Source organism: Streptomyces sp. NBC_01003 (assembly GCF_045162695.1).
Taxonomy (GTDB): Bacteria; Actinomycetota; Actinomycetes; order Streptomycetales; family Streptomycetaceae; genus Streptomyces.
Map to the genome: position 1 here is coordinate 9,075,350 of NZ_CP108707.1, position 19,021 is coordinate 9,094,370.

A 19,021-nucleotide genomic window follows, 5' to 3' on the forward strand; every position below is an offset into this window, starting at 1 on the left:
GATCCGGACCCGGCCGAGTCATGTGCGCTCTAGGCTCCCGACGGCAGCACCCGCACGTCGGCGGCCCGGACGTACGCCACCCGGTGACCGAACTGGATCTCGTAGTAGACGTCCTTGCCGCGCACCACCCGGTGCGACGTCGTGTCGAACGTCGGCGAGAAGAAGTACTCACCGGTCGTCCTGCCCCCCACGACGTACCGCTGCCCCGCGAGCAGCTTGTACGGCAGCGGAGAGATCGCCTGCGGCGTGATGTCCGCCGGGTACGCCTCCTTCTCGGGGTAGGCGCGCCCGTACACGGGGACGTCGGTGAGGCCGGCCTTCGGGGCGATGACCAGGCCTGCCGCGTTCACGGCCGTGGGCTGCTTCTTCGGGTTCTTGAACCAGGCCTTCTGGCCGAGGTACCAGACCGCGGTCCAGTCGCCCTTGCGCTCCGCGACGGCATACTGCTGGCCGGTCGACAGGCGCGCGCCCATGTCGTTCACGTCGATCGTGGAGTCCTCGCCGCCGGGCCGCAGTCCGACGTCCTTGATCAGCGGCGCGGTTTCGCTGGGCGCGGTGTACACCCGTACGGCGCCGGAGCCGTGCGCCGCGCAGGTCTCGCCCGCCTTGACACAGCCCGTGTACACCGGCTTGTTCGTGGCGAAGTCGGGGGCGACGGTGACGAGGCCGCCCTTCGTGCCTGCGGTCGCCTTGAACGGCTTGCCCATCAGCGCGAAGTAGTGGGCCCAGTCCCAGTACGGACCGGGGTCCGTGTGCATCGTCTTGATCCCGGCGGGTGTCGTGCCGGGCACGTTGTCATGGCCGAGGATGTGCTGCCGGTCCAGCGGGATGTCGTACTTCTTCGCCAGGTACTTCACCAGGCGCGACGACGCCCGGTACATCTCCTCCGTGTACCAGGAGTCCGGCTCGGCGAGGAATCCCTCGTGCTCCAGGCCCAGGGACTTGGCGTTGACGTACCAGTTGCCCGCGTGCCAGCCGACGTCCTTGGCCTTCACGTGCTGGGCGATGTGCCCGTCCGTGGACCGCAGCGAGTAGTGCCAGGCCAGATACGTCTTGTCCTGCACCAGCTGAAGTGTCGTGTCCCACGTCGCCTCGGTGTCGTGGATGACGATGTAGTCGATGCTCTGGTCGTTCGGCCGGTCGGCGAGGTCGTGGTTGCCGTAGTCGCCGTCCCCGAACTCCTCGTAGGGCGCCGGGATCCACTCGCACGACACGGTCGGCGGGCACTCGATGCCGCTCTCGTCGGACTTGCGCAGACCCATGCTCCGCACCTGCGCCGCGTCGGGCTTCAGGCTGCGGTCGGCCGCGAGCTCCACGCGCTGCCCGGCGTCCGTGGTGCGCCGCTCGCCGTCGTGGATCACGGCGAACACGTCGTTCGCGTACGTCGCCGCGGTGGCGGTGTCGTCGGCGCCGGAGAACTTCGCGATCGCGCCGTACCAGTCGGCCGGGTCGGAGCTGAGGGGCTTGCCGAGGGCCTTCTGGGCCGCGGCGAGCAGGGCGGCGCCGCCGCGCACATTGGCCGCGGGGTCGGAGCGCAGCTGCTCGGCGGGGATGCCGCTGAGCTCGGCGGCACGCGTCAACGACTTGAGGCGGGCCGGGAGTTGGGAGTTCTGCGGCACCTTCGTCCTGGGAGTGAGCGCCGCCCGAGACGAGTCGCCGCGCGGATCGCCCTCGGCCTCGCTGTGCGTCGCCACACCGGCGAGCGCGGCGCGGGCGTCGGTGAGGTGCATCGGGCCGTAGCCGCCGGTGACGCTGGGCGCACCGCCGTGCGTGTCCCACCGGGACTGGAGGTAGGAGACGCCGAGCAGGACGCTCTGGGGTACGCGGTACTCGGCCGCCGCGCTCGCGAACGCGTGCTGGAGGCCCGCGTCCGACGCCCCCCGGGCCTCGCTCGGGGGCGCGGCGCCGAGGAGGGGGAGCAGCAGGGCCGCCGTCGCGAGCGTCCCCGCCGCCCGGGCCGCCTGGTTGGTGCGTCTGCGGGCGGCCGGGGAGCGGTCGCTGGTGGTCGAGGGCAAAGCGGCCTCCTGGGAGCGGTCCTGGGACAGATGAGCTCGACGGTGTGCGGGGGCGATCGTGGGTCAGTGGTATCGGCTTGCCGACGATCCGTCAATCATGCTCAGGGCAAGGGATTTCCCATGTCAGCGCCCGTACGGCGGGCTTTCGCCGGGGAGGCCTCACTGCCTGCGGCGCGTCAGTGGAGTGGACCAATGACCGTTCGGAAAGAGTGGGGCCGGTGTCTCGGCATACGGGAGGGCGCCGCGCGCTCACCGGCGCACTCCACCTGATCGGGGTATCGACCACGCGGGTGTTCCCCCACGGTCGGCCCGGGGTCGCTAGGGGGTGTCCGGCGGATCATGGCCGGGGTCGAGACGCCTGGCACGGCACCTCGCCGCGTTGCCGAAACGTCCGAACAGCTCCGCTATCAGGACGCTCCGGCGCCTTGCGATGCACCGCGCCAGGCGCCGCGACCCGTCCGACCCTGATCCGCCGGACACCCCCTAGCGCGGCGACGTCCCCCCGAGGACCCGGTCCACCTGCTCCGGCGAGAGGGCGTGCTCGATCGCCAGAATGGCCGCGCCGACCACGGCCGCGTTCGCCCCGGTGCGGCTCGGCTCGATCCGCAGCACATGGGTGGCCAGCGGATGGGAGCGGCGGTACACGGTCTCCCGCACGCCCGCGAGGAGTTGGTCGTGGACGGCGGCCAGCGCGCCGCCGACCACCACCGTGTCCGGGTTGAAGAAGTTCACCAGCCCCGCGAGAACCTCGCCGACCGCACGCCCCGCCTCGCGCACCATCCGTACGGCGTCACGGTTGCCGGACTTCACCAGGCGCACGACATCGCGGCTCGACGCGGCGTCCAGGCCCAGGTCCGACAGCTCGCGGGCCAGCGCCGCGCCGCCCGCCACCGCCTCGAGGCACCCCGAGTTCCCGCACCGGCACGGCGCCGTCTCCTGACGGCTGTCGCCCACCCGGATGTGCCCGATGTCGCCCGCGCTGCCCTGCGCGCCCCGGTGCAGCCGGCCGTCCGCGACGATGCCGCAGCCGATGCCCGTACCGACCTTGATGTAGAGGAGGTAGCGGGTGTCCGGAAACGCCCGGCGCTGCTCGGCCAGCGCCATCACGTTCACGTCGTTGTCGACGAGGGCCCGCACGCCGAAGCGGTCGGCGAAGAACTCCGGGATCGGGTACTGGTGCCAGCCGGGCATGATGGGCGGATCCACGGGCCGGCCGGTGGTGAACTCGACGGGGCCCGGCACGCCCACACCGATCGACTGGAGCGAGGCCGGGTCGAGGCCCGCCTCGTCGAGGAGTGCGTGGAGCGTCCGCTCGACGTGGCCGAGAATCGACGCAGGACCGTCGGCGATCGACAACTGGTCCTCGCGCAGCGCGAGTTGATCCCCGCCGATGTCGAGCAGCGCGACCCGGCAGTGCGAGGCGCCCAGGTCGACGCCCGCCACCACGTGCTCGCGGGTGCGCAGATGGAGGCGGCGCGGGGGCCGGCCACCCGTCGAGTCCCCGGCCTCCGCCCCGGCCTCGATGAGGAAGCCGTGCGCGATGAGCGCGTCGACGCGCTGCGACACGGTCGACCGTGCGAGGCCGGTGATCCGCGCGATGTCCGCGCGGGTCGCGGCGGCCCCCGTACGCAGCAGGGCGAGGACCTCGCCGGGCGACGACGGCGGCGCGGAACTGGGGTGATCCGGCGCTCCAGACATGGCAGTCACGATAGGGACGAGTTCCGCTGCTCACAAGCCCGATGCTGTTCGCCGGTCGACCTAAGTACATGTCAATTTCCTTTGTACGGACCAGGGTTGGACCCTTGACAGGTCAAAGAAGGGTCAGCACATTGCAATGCAGACCGCTGCGGAAGACTGCCGAGAGGCCGGAGAGGCTGAACGATGCAGGCGACACAGACGATGTTGGCGATGCACGGCGTGTCCAAGAGCTTTCTCGGTGTACGGGTGCTGCACGGGGTCTCCCTCGACCTCGCCGCCGGCGAGGTGCACGCCCTCGTCGGGGAGAACGGTGCGGGAAAGTCCACCCTGATGAAGGTCCTCGCGGGCGAGCACGTGCCCGACGAGGGCACCATCACCCTGGACGGCGCCGAGCAGTCCTTCACCCATCCCGCACAGGCGCAGGCCGCCGGAATCGGCATCATCCACCAGGAGTTCGCGCTCCTGCCCCACCGCACCGTCGCCGAGAACGTGTTCCTCGGCCGCGAACCTACCCGGCGCGGACTCGTCGGCCGCCGCACCATGGAGGCGCGCACCGCCGAACTCCTCGCCGAACTCGGCGAGTCGGGCATCACCCCGCGCACCTACGTCCGCGATCTGCCGGTCGCACGCCAGCAGACCGTCGAGATCGTCAAGGCGCTCGCCTCCGACGACGCGCCCGCCCGCGTCCTCGTCATGGACGAGCCGACCGCCCCGCTCGCCGACCACGAGGCGGCCCAACTCCACGCTCTCGTACGCCGGCTGGCGGCCCGCGGCCTCGGCATCCTCTACATCTCGCACCGCCTGCGCGAGGTCTTCGACCTCTCGCAGCGCATCACCGTCCTCAAGGACGGCCGGCACGTCACGACCGTACGCACCGAGGACACCGACACCGACCAGATCGTCCGCGCCATGGTCGGCCGGGAGCTCAGCGCCTACTACCCGCCGCGCGCCCGCCCCGGCGAGGCCGGCGACGTCCGGCTGACCGTGCGCGGTGGAGGCAACGCGCGCCTGCACGACATCGACCTGACGCTGCGCTCGGGAGAGGTCACCGGCATTGCGGGCCTCCAGGGATCAGGACGTACGTCCCTGGCCCGTGCCCTGTTCGGGGCCGCGCCCTTCACCACCGGCGCCATGACCGTCGGCGGGCGCGACCTGCGCCCCACGAGCCCGCGTCAGGCCATCCGCGCGGGGATCGCCCTGGTCACCGAGGACCGCAAGGCCGAGGGTCTCGCCCTGCGCCAGTCCGTGCGCGACAACGCGCTCCTCGTCACCCGGGCCGTCCCCGCGCGCGGCCGGCCGCCCGCGGCCCGCGACCTCGCCGTCCTCCTGGAGCGGGTCCGGCTGCACGCGCGCGGCGACGACCAGCAGGCCCAGTTCCTCTCCGGCGGCAACCAGCAGAAGGTCGTCATCGCCAAGTGGCTCGCCGCCCGCCCGCAGATCCTGCTCTTCGACGAGCCGACCCGGGGCGTCGACGTCGGCGCCAAGGCCGCCATCCACACCCTCGTCCGCGACCTCGCCCGCGAAGGACTCGCCGTCCTGATCGTCTCCTCCGAACTCCCCGAACTCATCGGCATGAGCGACCGCGTCCTCGTCATGGCGGAGGGTCGCCTGGCCGGTGAACTCCCCGCCGGAGCAAGCGAGGAGGACGTCATGCGCCTGGCCACACGCGGCGGCCCGGCAGTGGGCCCGCCCGCCCCCGCCTCACCGGAAGGAAGCGCATGACCGGGACCGCCGTCGCCCCGCCGACCGTCGCGAAGTCCGCCCCACCGCGCAGAATCCGCCTCGCCGACCCCGCCGTCGGCGTCTGGCTGGCCGCCGCGGCCGTCACCGCTGCCGGGTGGATCGTGGTGGCCGCGCGCGGCGGGGACTTCCTCACCCTCGCCAACGTCGTGGGCATCCTCCAGAACTGCGTGGCACTCGGACTCGTCGCCGTCGGGCAGACCGCCGTGATCCTCACCGGCTCCCTCGACCTCTCCGTGGCGTACCTCATCAGCCTCGGCACGCTCGTCGCCGCCACCACGATGGAGGACGGCAGCGTCGTCACGGCAGTCCTCGCCGTGCTCGCGCTCTCCGCCGCCGTCGGCCTCGCCAACGGCCTCGTCGTCACCGGCCTCAAGGTCAACGCGTTCATCGCGACGCTGGGCACGGCGTTCATCCTGCGCGGCTGGATCGAGGACAACTACACGGGCCCCGCGGGCAAGGTCCCCGCCTCGTTCCAGCATCTCGGCTACGACCGCATCGGGCCCGTCCCCGTCTCCGTGTTCCTGCTCGCCGCGGTCGCCGCCGCCCTGTGGCTCGTCACCCGCCACACCCGATTCGGCCACCACCTGTACGCGACCGGGGGCGACGAGCACGCGGCCCGCCTCTCCGGCGTCCGCACCCGGCGCACCGTCGTCGCCGCCCACGTCCTGTGCTCGCTGTGTGTGGGAGCCGCCGCGCTCTTCCTCGCCGCGCGGCTTGGCGCAGGCGCCCCCTGGGCCGGCACCGAGGCCCGCTACGACCTCGAGTCGATCGCCGCCGTCGTCCTCGGCGGCACCGCGCTCGCGGGCGGCCGTGGGGGAGTGGCGGGCACGCTCGGCGGCGTCCTGGTCCTCGCCGTGCTCGACTCCGTCTTCAACCAGCTGGGCGTCGACCCGTTCTTCAAGAACGTCGTACGCGGCGTCGTGATCATCGCCGCCGTCGCCCTCTACGCCCGGCGCGGCACACGGAGGCCCGCATGACCACCGCGAACCCAACGGCCGACCGTTACAGGCGAGTTGCCCGCTCCCTGGGCGCCGGCGCCCCCGTCTACGTACTCCTCGCCGTGCTCCTCGTGGCCCTGGCCGCCACCGACCCCGGCTTCTACGAACCCGACCGCTTCCTCGCCTTCGTCAAACGCGCGGCGCCGCTCGTCATCCTGGCGGCGGGTCAGTATCTGGTCATCGTCTGCGGGGAGTTCGACCTCTCGGTGGGGGCCGTCGTCACCGCCGGTGTCGTCGTCGCGGCAGAGCTCTACGGCTCGTACCCGGGCGCCTCCTGGATCGTGGTGACGGGCGGGCTGCTGCTCGCCGGAGCGCTGACCGGCCTCGTCAGCGGGCTGATCACGACGAAACTGCGCGTGCCGTCGTTCATCACCACGCTCGGCATGATGCTGATCCTCGAAGGCGCCGTCTTCTTCTGGACCGGGGGCTCCCCGCACGGATCGCTCCCGGAGGAGTTCCGCCGGCTCGGCCGCGGCACGGCGGGCGGCTGGCTGCCCTGGGCGGTCCTCGCCTGCCTCGTCGCGGGCGCCGCCGCGGTGTTCCTCATGCGCTCGGACTTCGGCCGCACGCTGATCGCGACCGGCGACAGCGAACGCACCGCCGCCCTCGCGGGCGTCCGCGTGCACCGGGCCCGCATCATCGCGTTCGTCCTGTCGGGCGTCGCGGCCGCGCTCGCTGCCGTAGTCGTCGGCGGATTCTCCGGAGTGTCCGCGCAAGCGGGCCGCGGCTACGAGTTCGAGGCCATCACGGCCGTCGTGCTCGGCGGCGTCGCACTCGGCGGCGGCCGTGGCAGCGTCGTCGCCGCGATGGCCGGGGCCTTCTCGCTCCAGGCTCTGTTCACGCTGCTCAACCTGCAAGGCGTCTCGGGCGCCCTCGAATCCACGGTCCAAGGCGTCATCGTCATCGCCGCCGTAGGTCTCGGAGCGGCCGACTTCTCCCGCCTGCGCCGCCGTCGTACTCACCCCTCGGGAGGGACCCCCTCATGACCCGCAGACGTCCACTCGCCGTCGCCGCCGCTCTGGCGGCCGCCGCGCTGCTCACCTCGTGCTCCAGCGACATGCCGGCCGACTCCGCGGCGGGCACGGCGTCTCGGAGCGCCGCGAAGGGGGGTGCCGACAAGCCCTCGAAGTTCTTCCAACAGGCCGAGTACGAGAGGCAGTTGGCGCTCGCCAAGGTCACGCCCGAGGGGCCCGCCGACAAGCCCTGGGAGCAGATGCTCGAACCCGAGATGACCGACACGGCTCAGTACAAGAAGAAGGGTTCAGGCGGCACCCACCTCTGCTTCTCCAACGCCGGAGTCTTCAACCCGTGGCGCCAGGTGGGCCTCAAGGACATGAAGGCCGAGGTGAAACTCCACAAGGAGATCACCGACTTCACCGTCCTCGACGCCCAGGGCAAGGACGACAAGCAGATCTCCGACATCCAGGAACTCGCCGGGAACAAGAGCTGCGACGCCCTGATCGTGTCCCCGAACACCACGGCGACGCTCACCCCGGCCGTGAAGGAGGCCTGCGGCAAGCTGCCCGTCATCGTCTTCGACCGGGGCGTCGAGACGGACTGCGCCGTCACCTTCATCAACCCCATCGGCGGCTACGGCTACGGGGCCGTCGCCGCGGACTTCCTCGTCGCCAAGGTCAAGCCCAAGGGCAAGATCCTCGCCCTGCGCATCTCGCCCGGCGTCGACGTCCTGGAGACCCGCTGGTCCGCCGCGAAGCTCGCCTTCGACAAGAGCCGACTCGACGTGGTGGACGTCAAGTTCACCGACGGCGACCCGGCCAAGACGAAGTCGATCGTGGCGGACGCGATCTCCCGGCACGGCTCGGTCGACGGCGTCTGGATGGACTCGGGCGCCACATCCGTGGCCGCCGTCGAGGCGTTCGAGGACGCCGGCGTGGACGTCCCGCCCATCACCGGCGAGGACCAGCAGGACTTCCTCCAGGCGTGGAAGGACAAGAAGCTCACCGCGATCGCGCCCACGTACCCCACTTTCCAGTGGCGTACGCCGGTCATCGCCGCACTGCGCGTGCTTGACGGCAAGCAGGTCCCCAAGGAGTGGAAGCTGCCGCAGCCCACCGTCACCCAGGACAACCTCGACGAGTACCTCCAGGAGGGCATGCCGCCCCTGCACTACGCCATGTGCGGCTGCCAGGACCTGCCCGGCTACCCGAAGGACTGGGGAGGCAAGAAGTGACCGCGCCGGCCTGGAAGTTGGGCGCCAACCCCTGGATCTGGCACTCGCCGGTCACCGGCCGCGCCCTCGCCGACACGCTGCCCCGACTCGCCGCCTGGGGGTTCGACTGCGTGGAACTCCCCATGGAGAGCGCGGGCGACTGGGACCCGGGCGACGCGGTGAAGCTCCTCGACGCGACCGGTCTCGCGCCCGCCGCCGTGATCGCCGTCATGCCGCACGGCCGCGACCTGGTCGACACGGACGCGGACACGGTGAGCACCACCCGGGACTACTTACGCCACTGCGTGGACACCGCGCACGCGATCGGGGCGCCGGTGGTCGCCGGCCCCCTGTACACGTCCGTCGGCCGGACCTGGCGCATGGACCGCGCCGCACGCGAGGCCGCGTACGACGAACTGCGCACGCACCTCGCCCCCCTCGTCGAGCACGCCCGCGCAGCCGGGGTACGCCTCGCGGTGGAACCCCTCAACCGCTACGAGACCAGCCTGCTCAACACCGTCGCCCAGACGCTGGAGGCCCTCGAAGGGCTGCCGCACGACGGGATCGGCATCGCGCTCGACACGTACCACCAGAACATCGAGGAACGCTCGCTCCCCGCCGCCGTCCGCGCGACCGGGGACCGCATCGCGCACGTCCAGGTCTGCGCGAACGACCGCGGCACACCCGGGGCCGACCACCTCGACTGGAGCGGCTTCCTGGACGCGCTGCACGAAGCGGGCTACCAAGGCTCCTTGTGCATCGAGTCGTTCACCGCGCACAACGACGCGATCGCCGTCGCGGCCTCCGTGTGGCGCCCGCTCGCCGACAGCCAGGACGCCCTGGCCACGGACGGCCTGCGCTTTCTGCGCGCCGTGACCGGCCGAACCCGCTGAACCTCTGACTTCCCCGAATTCCGGCACCCCGCAAGTCCGTCCACTGTTTCCACGGAAAGGACCACCTCATGGGATGTCATGCTCGTGACATCGGACGCATGCGAAGAGCTGCCCTCGCGTTACTGACCGCCCTGCTGCTCGCCGTCGGCTTCCTCCCCACCGGCGCCACGGCCGCGGGCCAGGCCCCCGCCTTCCGCGCCCTGCTCTTCACCAAGGCCGTCGGCTACGTCCACGGATCCATCCCGGACGGCATCAAGATGGTCGAGGAGCAGGCCGCGGCGAACAACTTCGAGGTCGTCCAGACCGACGACTCGACCGTCTTCGACGACGCGAAGCTCAAGGACTTCGACGTCATCATCATGCTGCAGAACTCCGGCATGGTCTGGGACACCGACGGCCAGCGCGAGGCCCTGCAGAAGTACGTCCGCGGCGGCAAGGGCGTCGTCGCCATCCACAACACCCTCGACATGGGCGTCGAGGAGCAGTTCCCCTGGTGGGACGAGACCATCAACGGCGGCGCCCACATGCCCGCCCACTCACCCGGCGTGCTCCAGGGCACGGCCAAGGTCGCCGACCGCGTGCACCCCTCCACCAAGGGACTTCCCGAGCGCTGGGAGCGCCCCGAGGAGTGGTACAACTTCGACAAGGACCCGCGCGGCGACGTGCACGTCCTCGTCACCGCCGACGAGACCACGTACGACCCGGGCGGCTCCGCGATGGGCGCCGACCACCCCATCTCCTGGTGCCGCAACGCCGAGGGCGGCAAGGTCTGGGCGACCGCCATGGGCCACGACACCGCCTCGTACAGCGAACCCGCCTTCCGCTCCCACGTGCTCGGCGGTATCCAGTGGGCCGCGGGCAACAAGCCCGGCGACTGCGGCGGCACCGTCTGGTCCGGCTACGAGAAGACCGCCCTCGACGACAACACCGCCGACCCGATGGAGCTCGACGTCGCCAAGGACGGCAAGGTCTTCTACATCCAGCGCAGCGGTGAGGTGAAGGTCTACGACCCCGCCACCCACGCCACCGCGACCGCGGGCAAGCTCGACGTCTACACCGGCGGTGAGGACGGCCTCGTCGGCATGGAGCTCGACCCGTCGTTCAAGGACAACCACTGGATCTATCTGTACTACGCGCCGAAGGACGCCAAGGACGACGTCAACCGGCTCTCCCGTTTCACGGTCAAGTCCGACAACACCCTTGACCTCGGCAGTGAGAAGAAGCTCCTCGACGTCCCCGCCTACCGCGACCGCAGCTTCCCCGAGCCCGGACACACGGGCGGCGCCGTCGAGTTCGGCCCGGACCGCACCCTCTACCTCGGTGTCGGCGACGACACCCCGCCCAACCTCGACCCCGACTGGCAGGGCTACGCGCCGATCGACTGGCGCCCCGGCAAGCAGATGCTGGACGCCGCCCGCACCGCCGGCAACACCAACGACCTGCGCGGCAAGATCCTGCGCATCAAGCCCACGAACGCGGGCGGCTACACCATCCCCAAGGGCAACCTCTTCGCCAAGGGCACGGCCAAGACCCGCCCCGAGATCTACGCGATGGGCTTCCGCAACCCGTTCCGCTTCAACGTCGACCCGAAGAACGGTGCCCTCCACGTCTCCGACTACGGCCCCGACCGCGGCGCCCCGACGACCGACCGCGGCCCCGAGGGTCTCGTCGAGTACAACGTCATCAAGAAGCCCGGCAACTACGGCTGGCCCTTCTGCCACGGCAACAACCAGCCGTACGCCCCGTACAACCCGGACACCAAGGAGGTCGGCGCCAAGTTCGACTGCGACAAGCCGGTCAACCCCTCGCCGAACAACACGGGCCTCACGGACCTGCCGCCCGTGCAGCAGCCGGTGATCTGGTACGGCTACGGCAAGTCGAAGGAGTTCCCGGAGATGGGCGAGGGCGGCTCCGCGCCGATGAGCGGGCCCGTCTACCACTACGACGCGAAGAACCCGTCGAAGACCAAGTTCCCCGCCTACTTCGAGGGCGCGAGCTTCTTCTACGAATGGGCCCGCGACCAGGTCAAGGAGATCCGCTTCGACCAGGACGGCAAACTCCTCAAGATCAACGACTTCCTGAAGACCGCGAAGTTCGCCAAGCCGATGGACATGACCTTCGGTCCCGACGGCTCGCTCTACGTCCTCGAATGGGGCAGCCAGTTCGGCGGCGGCAACAATGACTCCGGGCTCTACCGGATCGACTACGCCCAGGGACAGCGCGTACCGATCGCCGAGGCGAAGGCCTCCGTCACCAATGGCCCCACCCCGCTCGAGGTCTCCTTCTCCAGCGAGGGAAGCAAGGACCCCGACGGCGACCCGCTCACCTACGCCTGGGACTTCGACGGCGACGGCACCTACGACTCCACCGAGGCGAGCCCGAGCCACACCTACACGGCGAAGGGTGACTTCAACGCCCAGCTGAAGGTCACCGACTCCACCGGCAAGTCCGGCTACGCCAACGTCCCCGTCACCGCGGGCAACACCGCGCCCAAGGTGAAGATCGAGTTCCCCGTCGACGGCAAGCTCATCGACTTCGGCGACAAGATCCCGTACAAGGTGACCGTCACCGACCCGGAGGACGGCACGGTCGACTGCTCCAAGGTGACCGTCAATCCGGCCCTCGGCCACGACGACCACGAGCACCCCACCACCGACATCCCCGGCTGCGAAGGCACCGTCGACACCGGTGATCTGGGCGGCCATCCCGAGGGCGCGGACCTCACCTACGTACTCAACGCCAAGTACACCGACAAGGGAGGCGACGGCGTCAGCGCCCTGACCGGCTACGGGCGGTCCGTGCTCCAGCCCAGGCACAAGCAGGCCGAGTACTACGACGGTCAGTCCGGCACGCGCGTCGTCGCGCAGGAGGGCGCCGAGAACGGCAAGCGCATCGGCGACGTCAGCGACGGCGACTGGGTCGCGTTCGACCCGATGAGCGTCGAGGGCATCGGACAGGTGAGCTACAAACTGTCGTCACCGTACGGAGTCGGCTCCATCGAGCTGCGCGCGGACGCCCCTGACGGCAAGCTCCTGTCCACCACACCCGTCCCGAACACCGGCGGCTGGGACACCTACCAGGCCACACCCGCCGTCCCGGTCGACGCGCTGACCGGAACCCACAAGCTGTATCTCGTGTTCAAGTCCCCGCAGGACAACTCGTTCGACGTGGACGCCGTGCAGTTCAGTAACCCGTAGCCCCTAGGGATAGGGGCACACGAGAATCCGCGGTGCGCCGCTGTCCTGGCGCACCGCGGATTCCTGTCCCCTCAGCGAGTGCCGACCGCCGCACGCACGGCCCGGCGGGCCAGCTGGCAGTCGTCGTGCAGCCGCCTCAGCAGCAGCCGCTGTTCCTCGCCGGACGGCGCAGCACCGTGCGGGGCCGTGCCCGATGCCGCCGGGGTCGTGTCGTGCATCGAACGCTGCACGGCCGTCTCGTACGTCCGGATCTCCCGCGTCAGTACGAGCATCAGGTTCACCAGGAACGCGTCCCGCGCCGCGGGACCGCCGGACTGCGCGAGCTGGCTGATCTGGCGGCGCGCCACCGGCGCGTCACCGAGCACCGACCACAGCGTCGCCAGGTCGTACCCCGGCAGGTACCAGCCCGCGTGCTCCCAGTCCACGAGCACTGGGCCCGCCGGGGACAGCAGGATGTTCGACAGCAGTGCGTCACCGTGACAGAACTGGCCCATGCCCTGGCGGCCCGACGAGTGAGCGATGCCGTGCAGCAGCTTCTGCAGATCGCCCATGTCCCGGTCGGTGAGCAGCCCGAGGTCGTGGTAGCGGGAGATCCGGTCCGCGTAGTCGAGCGGCGCGTTGAACGTGCCGGCCGGCGGACGCCAGAGGTTGAGCCGGCAGATCGCGCTGAGCGCGGCCCGCACGTCCGCCCGGGGCGGTGCCTCGGCCGGGTGCCGCTGCAGGGCGGCGACCCGGCCGGGCATCCGCTCGATCACCAGCGTGCAGTTGTCGGGGTCCGCGGCGATCAGCCGCGGCACCCGGACCGGTGGCCGGTGCCGGACGAACGAGCGGTATGCCGCTATCTCGTGGCGGATCCGCTCGGCCCAGATTGGGGAGTGGTCCACTAAACACTTGGCGACGGCGGTGCTGCGCCCCGTGGTGCCGACGAGCAGCACGGACCGTCCACTGCGGCGCAACACCTGCACCGGATTGAACTCCGGGCAGATCCGGTGCACCGAGGCGATCGCCGTGCGCAGCTGCGCGCCCTGGGGACCGGACAAGTCGAGTCTCCCGCTGAGCGGTTGGGTGCCGACCCCCGGGACGCGCCTTGTCCGACCGGAGCCGAGCGCTGCGGCCGCAGGTCGCGCGGGGTCGAGATACGGGCCGCTGCCCGCCGGTGGGGCCTCCCCTGCGCGGCCGTTGCCGCGAGCCGGGGGCCGGGCGTAGAGCGGCCGGGGCGGGGCGGACACGGAGGACGATGCTGCGTACATGGGCGAACAGATCCCTTCGTGTGCCTGCGAGTTGCCTGCGCCACCCGCCCCGGGGAACCGTGGTGCACCCTGGGGAGTGAGCCGCGGCAACCGGGTCGGGGTGGCGCATTCCTACCTGACACCCGGTGCCCACTGGCACACCATCTGGCGCACCCTGGCGAACCCTGGCGAATAGTCGCTCTGCAACTGACAGAGGGTTACTGTCAACTCAGCCGAGAACCTGGGGGCTTGACGTGAACGGACAACCCAACACCCGCCTGAACGACCTGTTCGGCCTCGCCGGCTGGTCCAAGGGGGAGCTCGCGAGGCTGGTCAACCGGCAGGCGGCGGCCATGGGCCACCCACAGCTGTCGACCGACACCTCACGGGTGCGGCGTTGGATCGACATGGGAGAGATCCCGCGCGATCCGGTGCCACGGGTGCTGGCGGCGCTGTTCACCGAGCGGCTCGGCCGTGTCGTGACCATCGAGGACCTCGGTCTGGTCCGGCACGGGCGCACGGGGAAACGGCGTGACGACGGGGCTGTGCAACACCCCGACGGAATGCCGTGGGCGCCCGAGCGGACAGCTGCGGTCCTCACCGAATTCACGGGAATGGACCTCATGCTCAACCGACGCGGCTTGGTGGGCGCGGGTGCCGCGCTTGCCACAGGATCTGTACTCAGCGGCGCCATGCATGACTGGCTGCACACCGATCCGGCCCTCGCGGCCGACGCCCCACGTTTCGAAGACCCCCTGCACGCCGACCCCGCTGGGTTCGACCGCTATGAGGCCGCCCCCATCGGGTCGCAGGAGATCGAGGAACTGGAGCGCTCCGTCGAGGTGTTCCGGGCCTGGGACGCGGCCCGCGGTGGCGGCCTGCAACGCAAGGCGGTGGTGGGCCAGCTCAACGAAGTGGGCGGCATGCTCAGCTACCGGCACCCCGACCATCTCCAGCGGCGCCTGTGGGGCGTCGCCGCCAACCTGGCCGTCCTCGCGGGCTGGATGTCGCATGACGTCGGCCTCGAACCCACGGCCCAGAAGTACTTCGTCATCGCCGCACACGCGGCGCGGGAGGGCGGCGACCGGCCGCGTGCCGGGGAGGCCCTGTCCAGGGCGGCCCGTCAGATGGTGCACCTCGGCCGGCCCGACGACGCACTCGACCTCATGAAGCTCGCCAAGTCCGGATCCGGAGACCAGACCCTGCCGCGTACCCGGGCGATGCTCTACACCATCGAGGCCTGGGCGCAGGCGTCGATGGGCAAGGGCCAGGCCATGCGGCGCACCCTCGGCCAGGCGGAGGACCTCTTCGTCTCCGACAAGGGCGACGTCCCGCCGCCCAGCTGGATGCAGATGTTCGACGAGGCGGACCTGCACGGGATGCAGGCCCTGGCGTACCGCACCCTCGCCGACCACGAGCCGGCCGCGGCGAACACGGCGCAGCGCCACGCCAAGGAAGCCCTCGAACTGCGGGCGAACGGGCGGCAGCGGTCGCAGATCTTCGACTACATCTCGCTCGCGTCGGCCCTGTTCATCGCCGACGACCCGGAGCAGGCCGACCGGTACGCGCGCCTGGCGCTGGTGTCGATGGGGGCCAACTCCTCCCATCGCACCTGGGACCGGCTCCGCGAGATGTACCGGCTCACCGGGCAGTACGCGAGCTACCCGAAGATCGTGGACCTGCGTGAGGAGATCAAGCTCGCGCTGCCGAAGACCCCCGGAAAGCCCACGGGAGGCAAGCGCGCCCAGGCGTGACCCTCCGGGGCACGTGGCCCGAATTCAACAAGTAGCTGTCCGCAACCAGCTGTCCGCAACCAGCTGTCCGCGTCAGGAGCCGATCCTGGCGACCAGCACACAGGCCTCGTCCGCGCGCTCGTGCGCGGCGAACTCCTCGAAGACCGTCCGCACACAGTCCTGCGCGGTGGCGGCCTCGGCGAGTCGTGGCGCGAGATCGAGGAGCCTGTTCGCCGCCGCGGCGCCGCTGCGGTGGGGGACCAGGCCGTCGGTGTGCAGCAGCAGCAGATCGCCTGCGCGGAGCGACTCCTCGGCCAGCCCGTACGTGGCACCGGGTGTCGCTCCGAGCAGCACGCCCTCCGGCGGTGTCAGCGCACGCCCCACCCCGTCGCGGAAGAGCAGCGGGGCGGGGTGTCCCGCCTGCGCCCAGGTCAGCGTGCGCGACCGGGGATCGTAGCGGCAGCAGACCGCGCTGCCCAGTGACGGCTGAACCGACGTGTCGGTCAGCTGGTTGAGCCAGCCCATCAGCTCGTCGGGGCGGGTCCCCGTGACGGCCATGCCGCGCAGGGCGCCGAGGAGCATCGCCACGCCGGAGGTCACGGCCACGCCGTGTCCGGTCAGGCCGCCCACGCTCAACAGGGTCTGTCCGTCCGGCAGTTCGAGCGCGTCGTACCAGTCGCCGCCGACGAGCTCGCCCGTCGACGACGGCAGATGGCGGGCCGCGAGGTCGAGGTCGTGCGGTGCCCCCTGGGAGAACCGCAGGGAGCCACGCCACGGCGGCAGCACGGCCTCCTGGAGCTCGACCGCGAGCCGGTGTTCCGTCTGCTCGATGTGCCGTCGGCGCTGGAGCGAGTCATGGGTCTCGCGTACGGTGCGCTGGGTGCGGCGCAGCTCGCTGACGTCGCGCAGGACCGCCCACATCGAGGCGGTGGAGCCGTCGGCGTCGAGCACGGGCTCGCCCATCATGTGCACCGTGCGGGCGGTGCCGTTGGTGCGCAGGATGCGGAACTCGCCGTCGATCGGCTTCCCCTCGATGAGGCAGTCCGTCACCATCCTGGTGAGCATGGCCTGGTCATCGGTGTGCACGACGGACGGGAGTTCGTCGAGGGTCAGCGGGGGCGCTTCGGGGCTGCGGCCGAGGATCTGGAACAGCTCCCCGGACCAGCTCGCCTCGTCGGTGAGGAGATTCCACTCGGCGCTGCCCACGCGGCTGAGCAGGGAACCGCTCGGCGGCTCGGCCGGTGCGCAGCCGTGGGCCTCGGGGATCAGCGAATCCACGGTCGGGCGCGGTGGCCCGTCGCGCAGCTGCGCCAAGTGCTTGTCGAGATCGCTGAGTTGGTGCACGGCGAGCTCGTAGAGGGCACGCTGCCAGCGCCGCTCGGGGTCACCGTCGTCCGAAATGGCCTCGCGGCGCACGGCGTCGACATCACCGAGCAGCCGACGCGTCTGCGTGATCAGCGCGTCGACCGAACCGTGCTCCGGCGGCTGGGCGGCGGGGCGGTCCGCGAAGGCATGGGGAGGCATGACGTACTCCGATACAGGCGCGGCACGACCAAGACTTACGGAAGGACCGGTAATGACTGTCGCACAGCCGGACAGGCCCCGTAAGGGGTTTGGCAACACCCGGTGCGGTGATGCTTCTGGCATATACCTGAGTCCTCCCGGGCGTCCGGTTCAGACGCGGAGCCACACCGCCGTGTCCCGTGGAAGCCGCCCCCCGTCGTCCAAGGGGCCACTGGCCAGCAGAAGACGTGAATGCGCCGGGAGCGGAGCGGCCCGATCGGAGAAGTTGACGACGCAGACCAGGCCCTCGCCCCGGGCAAGAGCCAGTACACCAGGGGAACTTGGGAGCCAGCGCATCGGCCCGTCGCCGAAGCCCGGCTCCGTGCGGCGCAGGCGCAGCGCCTCGCGGTAGAGCGACAGCATCGAGCCCGGATCGGCGTCCTGCCGATGGGCCGCGTACGTCCCCCAGTCCGCCGGCTGCGGCAGCCAGGGCTCCCCGGGCGACCCGAAGCCGTACGAGGGTCCGTCCTGCGTCCATGGCAGGGGGACGCGGCAGCCGTCGCGGCCCGGGTCGGTGCCGCCGGAGCGGAAGTGCATCGGGTCCTCGATGCGGCCGGGCGGAACCTCCGCCTCGGGCAGGCCCAGCTCCTCTCCCTGGTAGAGGTAGACGGCCCCCGGCAGGGCCAGCGACAGCAGCGCCGCCGCGCGCGCCCTGCGGGTGCCGAGCACCAGGTCCGTGGGCGTGCCGAAGCGCTTCGACGCGAAGGCGAACGTGGTGTCCGACCGTCCGTAGCGGGTCACCGTCCGCGTCACGTCGTGGTTGCACAGGACCCAGGTCGCGGGAGCCCCCACCGGCGCGTGGTGGGCGAGCGTCATGTCGATGGACCCGCGCAGTTCCGACGCATCCCATGGGCGCGACAGGAAGTCGAAGTTGAAGGCCGTGTGCAGCTCGTCGGGGCGCAGATAGCGGGAGAAACGCTCGGGGTCGGGGACCCACAGCTCCCCGATGAGCACGCCGTCGTACTCGTCGGCGACGGCCCGCCAGGAGCGGTAGATCGTGTGCAGCTCGTCGCGGTCCACATAGCCGCTCGTGTCGTCCTCGGCGGCGTCGGCGAGTGCCGGATCCTTGGCCAGGAGCGCCGCCGAGTCGACGCGTACGCCCGATGCGCCGCGCTGGAACCAGAACCGCAGTACCTCCGCGTGCTCGTGACGCACCGTGGGGTGCGCCCAGTTGAGGTCCGGCTGCTCGGGCGTGAACAGATGCAGGTACCACTCGCCGTCGGGGACGCGGGTCCAGGTCTCGCCGGCGAACTGGGACGGCCAGTTGTTGGGCGGCAGTTCGCCGTGCGCGCCCCGGCCGGGCCGGAAGTGGAACAGCTCGCGCTCGGGGCTGCCCGGGCCCGCCGCGAGCGCGGCCCTGAACCAGGCGTGCCGGTCGGAGACATGGTTGGGCACGACGTCGACGATGACGCGGATGCCGAGGTCGCGCGCCTCCGCGATGAGCTTCTCCGCCTCGGCGAGCGTGCCGAACGACGGGTCGATCGCCCGGTAGTCGGCCACGTCGTAACCGCCGTCCGCCATCGGGGAGCGGTACCAGGGGGTGAACCAGATCGCGTCGATCCCCAGGCGGGCCAGGTGGCCCAGCCGGGCTCTGACCCCCGCGAGATCGCCCGTCCCGTCTCCGTCGCCGTCGGCGAAGCTGCGTACGTACACCTGGTAGATGGCGGCGGAACGCCACCAGTCGCCGGTGTCTGGGGTATGGGGGGCTGCCACGTAGTGGTCCTTTCGGGCAGGAGGGCGTGCCGGGGCGCGCCGTCACGGAGGCGGCGTACGGGGAGGGGC

At 71.1% G+C, this 19,021-nt stretch carries 12 protein-coding genes; 7 read left to right on the forward strand and 5 right to left on the reverse strand.

What is annotated here, in order from left to right; all coding sequences use genetic code 11:
• Positions 1-29: 29 nt before the first annotated feature.
• Both OG698_RS41675 and OG698_RS41680 read right to left on the reverse strand, forming a co-directional pair.
• Complete coding sequence (locus tag OG698_RS41675; RefSeq protein ID WP_406109384.1) at positions 30-2,015, reverse strand: N-acetylmuramoyl-L-alanine amidase; 1,986 nt, start codon at positions 2,013-2,015, stop codon at positions 30-32.
• Between the two features lie 483 nt (positions 2,016-2,498).
• Positions 2,499-3,713: an ROK family protein gene (locus OG698_RS41680; protein ID WP_406109385.1), complete on the reverse strand. Its 1,215-nt coding sequence runs from the start codon at positions 3,711-3,713 to the stop codon at positions 2,499-2,501.
• 201 nt (positions 3,714-3,914) lie between these two features.
• Here OG698_RS41680 and OG698_RS41685 point away from each other — a divergent pair, with 201 nt between their 5' ends.
• The 6 genes from OG698_RS41685 (at position 3,915) to OG698_RS41710 (ending at position 12,714) form a co-directional block, all read left to right on the forward strand.
• A complete protein-coding gene (locus tag OG698_RS41685) occupies positions 3,915-5,435 on the forward strand; it encodes a sugar ABC transporter ATP-binding protein (protein WP_406111576.1) in 1,521 nt (506 codons plus the stop codon).
• Positions 5,432-6,433: an ABC transporter permease gene (locus OG698_RS41690; protein WP_406109386.1), complete on the forward strand. Its 1,002-nt coding sequence runs from the start codon at positions 5,432-5,434 to the stop codon at positions 6,431-6,433. Before OG698_RS41685 ends, OG698_RS41690 begins: the two co-directional genes overlap by 4 nt.
• A complete protein-coding gene (locus tag OG698_RS41695; RefSeq protein ID WP_406109387.1) occupies positions 6,430-7,440 on the forward strand; it encodes an ABC transporter permease in 1,011 nt (336 codons plus the stop codon). Before OG698_RS41690 ends, OG698_RS41695 begins: the two co-directional genes overlap by 4 nt.
• Positions 7,437-8,645: a substrate-binding domain-containing protein gene (locus OG698_RS41700; RefSeq protein ID WP_406109388.1), complete on the forward strand. Its 1,209-nt coding sequence runs from the start codon at positions 7,437-7,439 to the stop codon at positions 8,643-8,645. Before OG698_RS41695 ends, OG698_RS41700 begins: the two co-directional genes overlap by 4 nt.
• The gene (locus OG698_RS41705; protein WP_406109389.1) at positions 8,642-9,517 is read left to right on the forward strand and encodes a sugar phosphate isomerase/epimerase family protein; all 876 of its coding nucleotides are present in this window, start codon (positions 8,642-8,644) and stop codon (positions 9,515-9,517) included. Before OG698_RS41700 ends, OG698_RS41705 begins: the two co-directional genes overlap by 4 nt.
• A 98-nt stretch (positions 9,518-9,615) precedes the next feature.
• The gene (locus OG698_RS41710; RefSeq protein ID WP_406109390.1) at positions 9,616-12,714 is read left to right on the forward strand and encodes a ThuA domain-containing protein; all 3,099 of its coding nucleotides are present in this window, start codon (positions 9,616-9,618) and stop codon (positions 12,712-12,714) included.
• Between the two features lie 71 nt (positions 12,715-12,785).
• Here the strand turns inward: OG698_RS41710 and OG698_RS41715 are convergent, their stop codons facing one another.
• A complete protein-coding gene (locus OG698_RS41715; protein ID WP_399972904.1) occupies positions 12,786-13,964 on the reverse strand; it encodes an aminoglycoside phosphotransferase family protein in 1,179 nt (392 codons plus the stop codon).
• A gap of 233 nt (positions 13,965-14,197) precedes the next feature.
• Here OG698_RS41715 and OG698_RS41720 point away from each other — a divergent pair, with 233 nt between their 5' ends.
• Positions 14,198-15,697 (forward strand): hypothetical protein, encoded by a 1,500-nt coding sequence (locus OG698_RS41720; protein ID WP_384246033.1) that lies wholly within the window; start codon positions 14,198-14,200, stop codon positions 15,695-15,697.
• Positions 15,698-15,769: 72 nt separating this feature from the next.
• Here the strand turns inward: OG698_RS41720 and OG698_RS41725 are convergent, their stop codons facing one another.
• Both OG698_RS41725 and OG698_RS41730 read right to left on the reverse strand, forming a co-directional pair.
• A complete protein-coding gene (locus OG698_RS41725; RefSeq protein WP_399972908.1) occupies positions 15,770-17,200 on the reverse strand; it encodes a PP2C family protein-serine/threonine phosphatase in 1,431 nt (476 codons plus the stop codon).
• Positions 17,201-17,350: 150 nt separating this feature from the next.
• Positions 17,351-18,952 (reverse strand): glycoside hydrolase family 13 protein, encoded by a 1,602-nt coding sequence (locus OG698_RS41730; protein ID WP_406109391.1) that lies wholly within the window; start codon positions 18,950-18,952, stop codon positions 17,351-17,353.
• Between the last annotated feature and the right edge of the window lie 69 nt (positions 18,953-19,021).

Excerpts from the sequence above, each read along its gene's own strand:
- OG698_RS41680 (WP_406109385.1), bottom strand. The coding sequence starts at position 3,713 with ATGTCTGGAGCGCCGGATCACCCCAGTTCCGCGCCGCCGTCGTCGCCC.
- OG698_RS41685 (WP_406111576.1), top strand. The coding sequence starts at position 3,915 with ATGTTGGCGATGCACGGCGTGTCCAAGAGCTTTCTCGGTGTACGGGTG.
- OG698_RS41690 (WP_406109386.1), top strand. The coding sequence starts at position 5,432 with ATGACCGGGACCGCCGTCGCCCCGCCGACCGTCGCGAAGTCCGCCCCA.
- OG698_RS41695 (WP_406109387.1), top strand. The coding sequence starts at position 6,430 with ATGACCACCGCGAACCCAACGGCCGACCGTTACAGGCGAGTTGCCCGC.
- OG698_RS41700 (WP_406109388.1), top strand. The coding sequence starts at position 7,437 with ATGACCCGCAGACGTCCACTCGCCGTCGCCGCCGCTCTGGCGGCCGCC.
- OG698_RS41710 (WP_406109390.1), top strand. The coding sequence starts at position 9,616 with ATGCGAAGAGCTGCCCTCGCGTTACTGACCGCCCTGCTGCTCGCCGTC.
- OG698_RS41715 (WP_399972904.1), bottom strand. The coding sequence starts at position 13,964 with ATGTACGCAGCATCGTCCTCCGTGTCCGCCCCGCCCCGGCCGCTCTAC.
- OG698_RS41725 (WP_399972908.1), bottom strand. The coding sequence starts at position 17,200 with ATGCCTCCCCATGCCTTCGCGGACCGCCCCGCCGCCCAGCCGCCGGAG.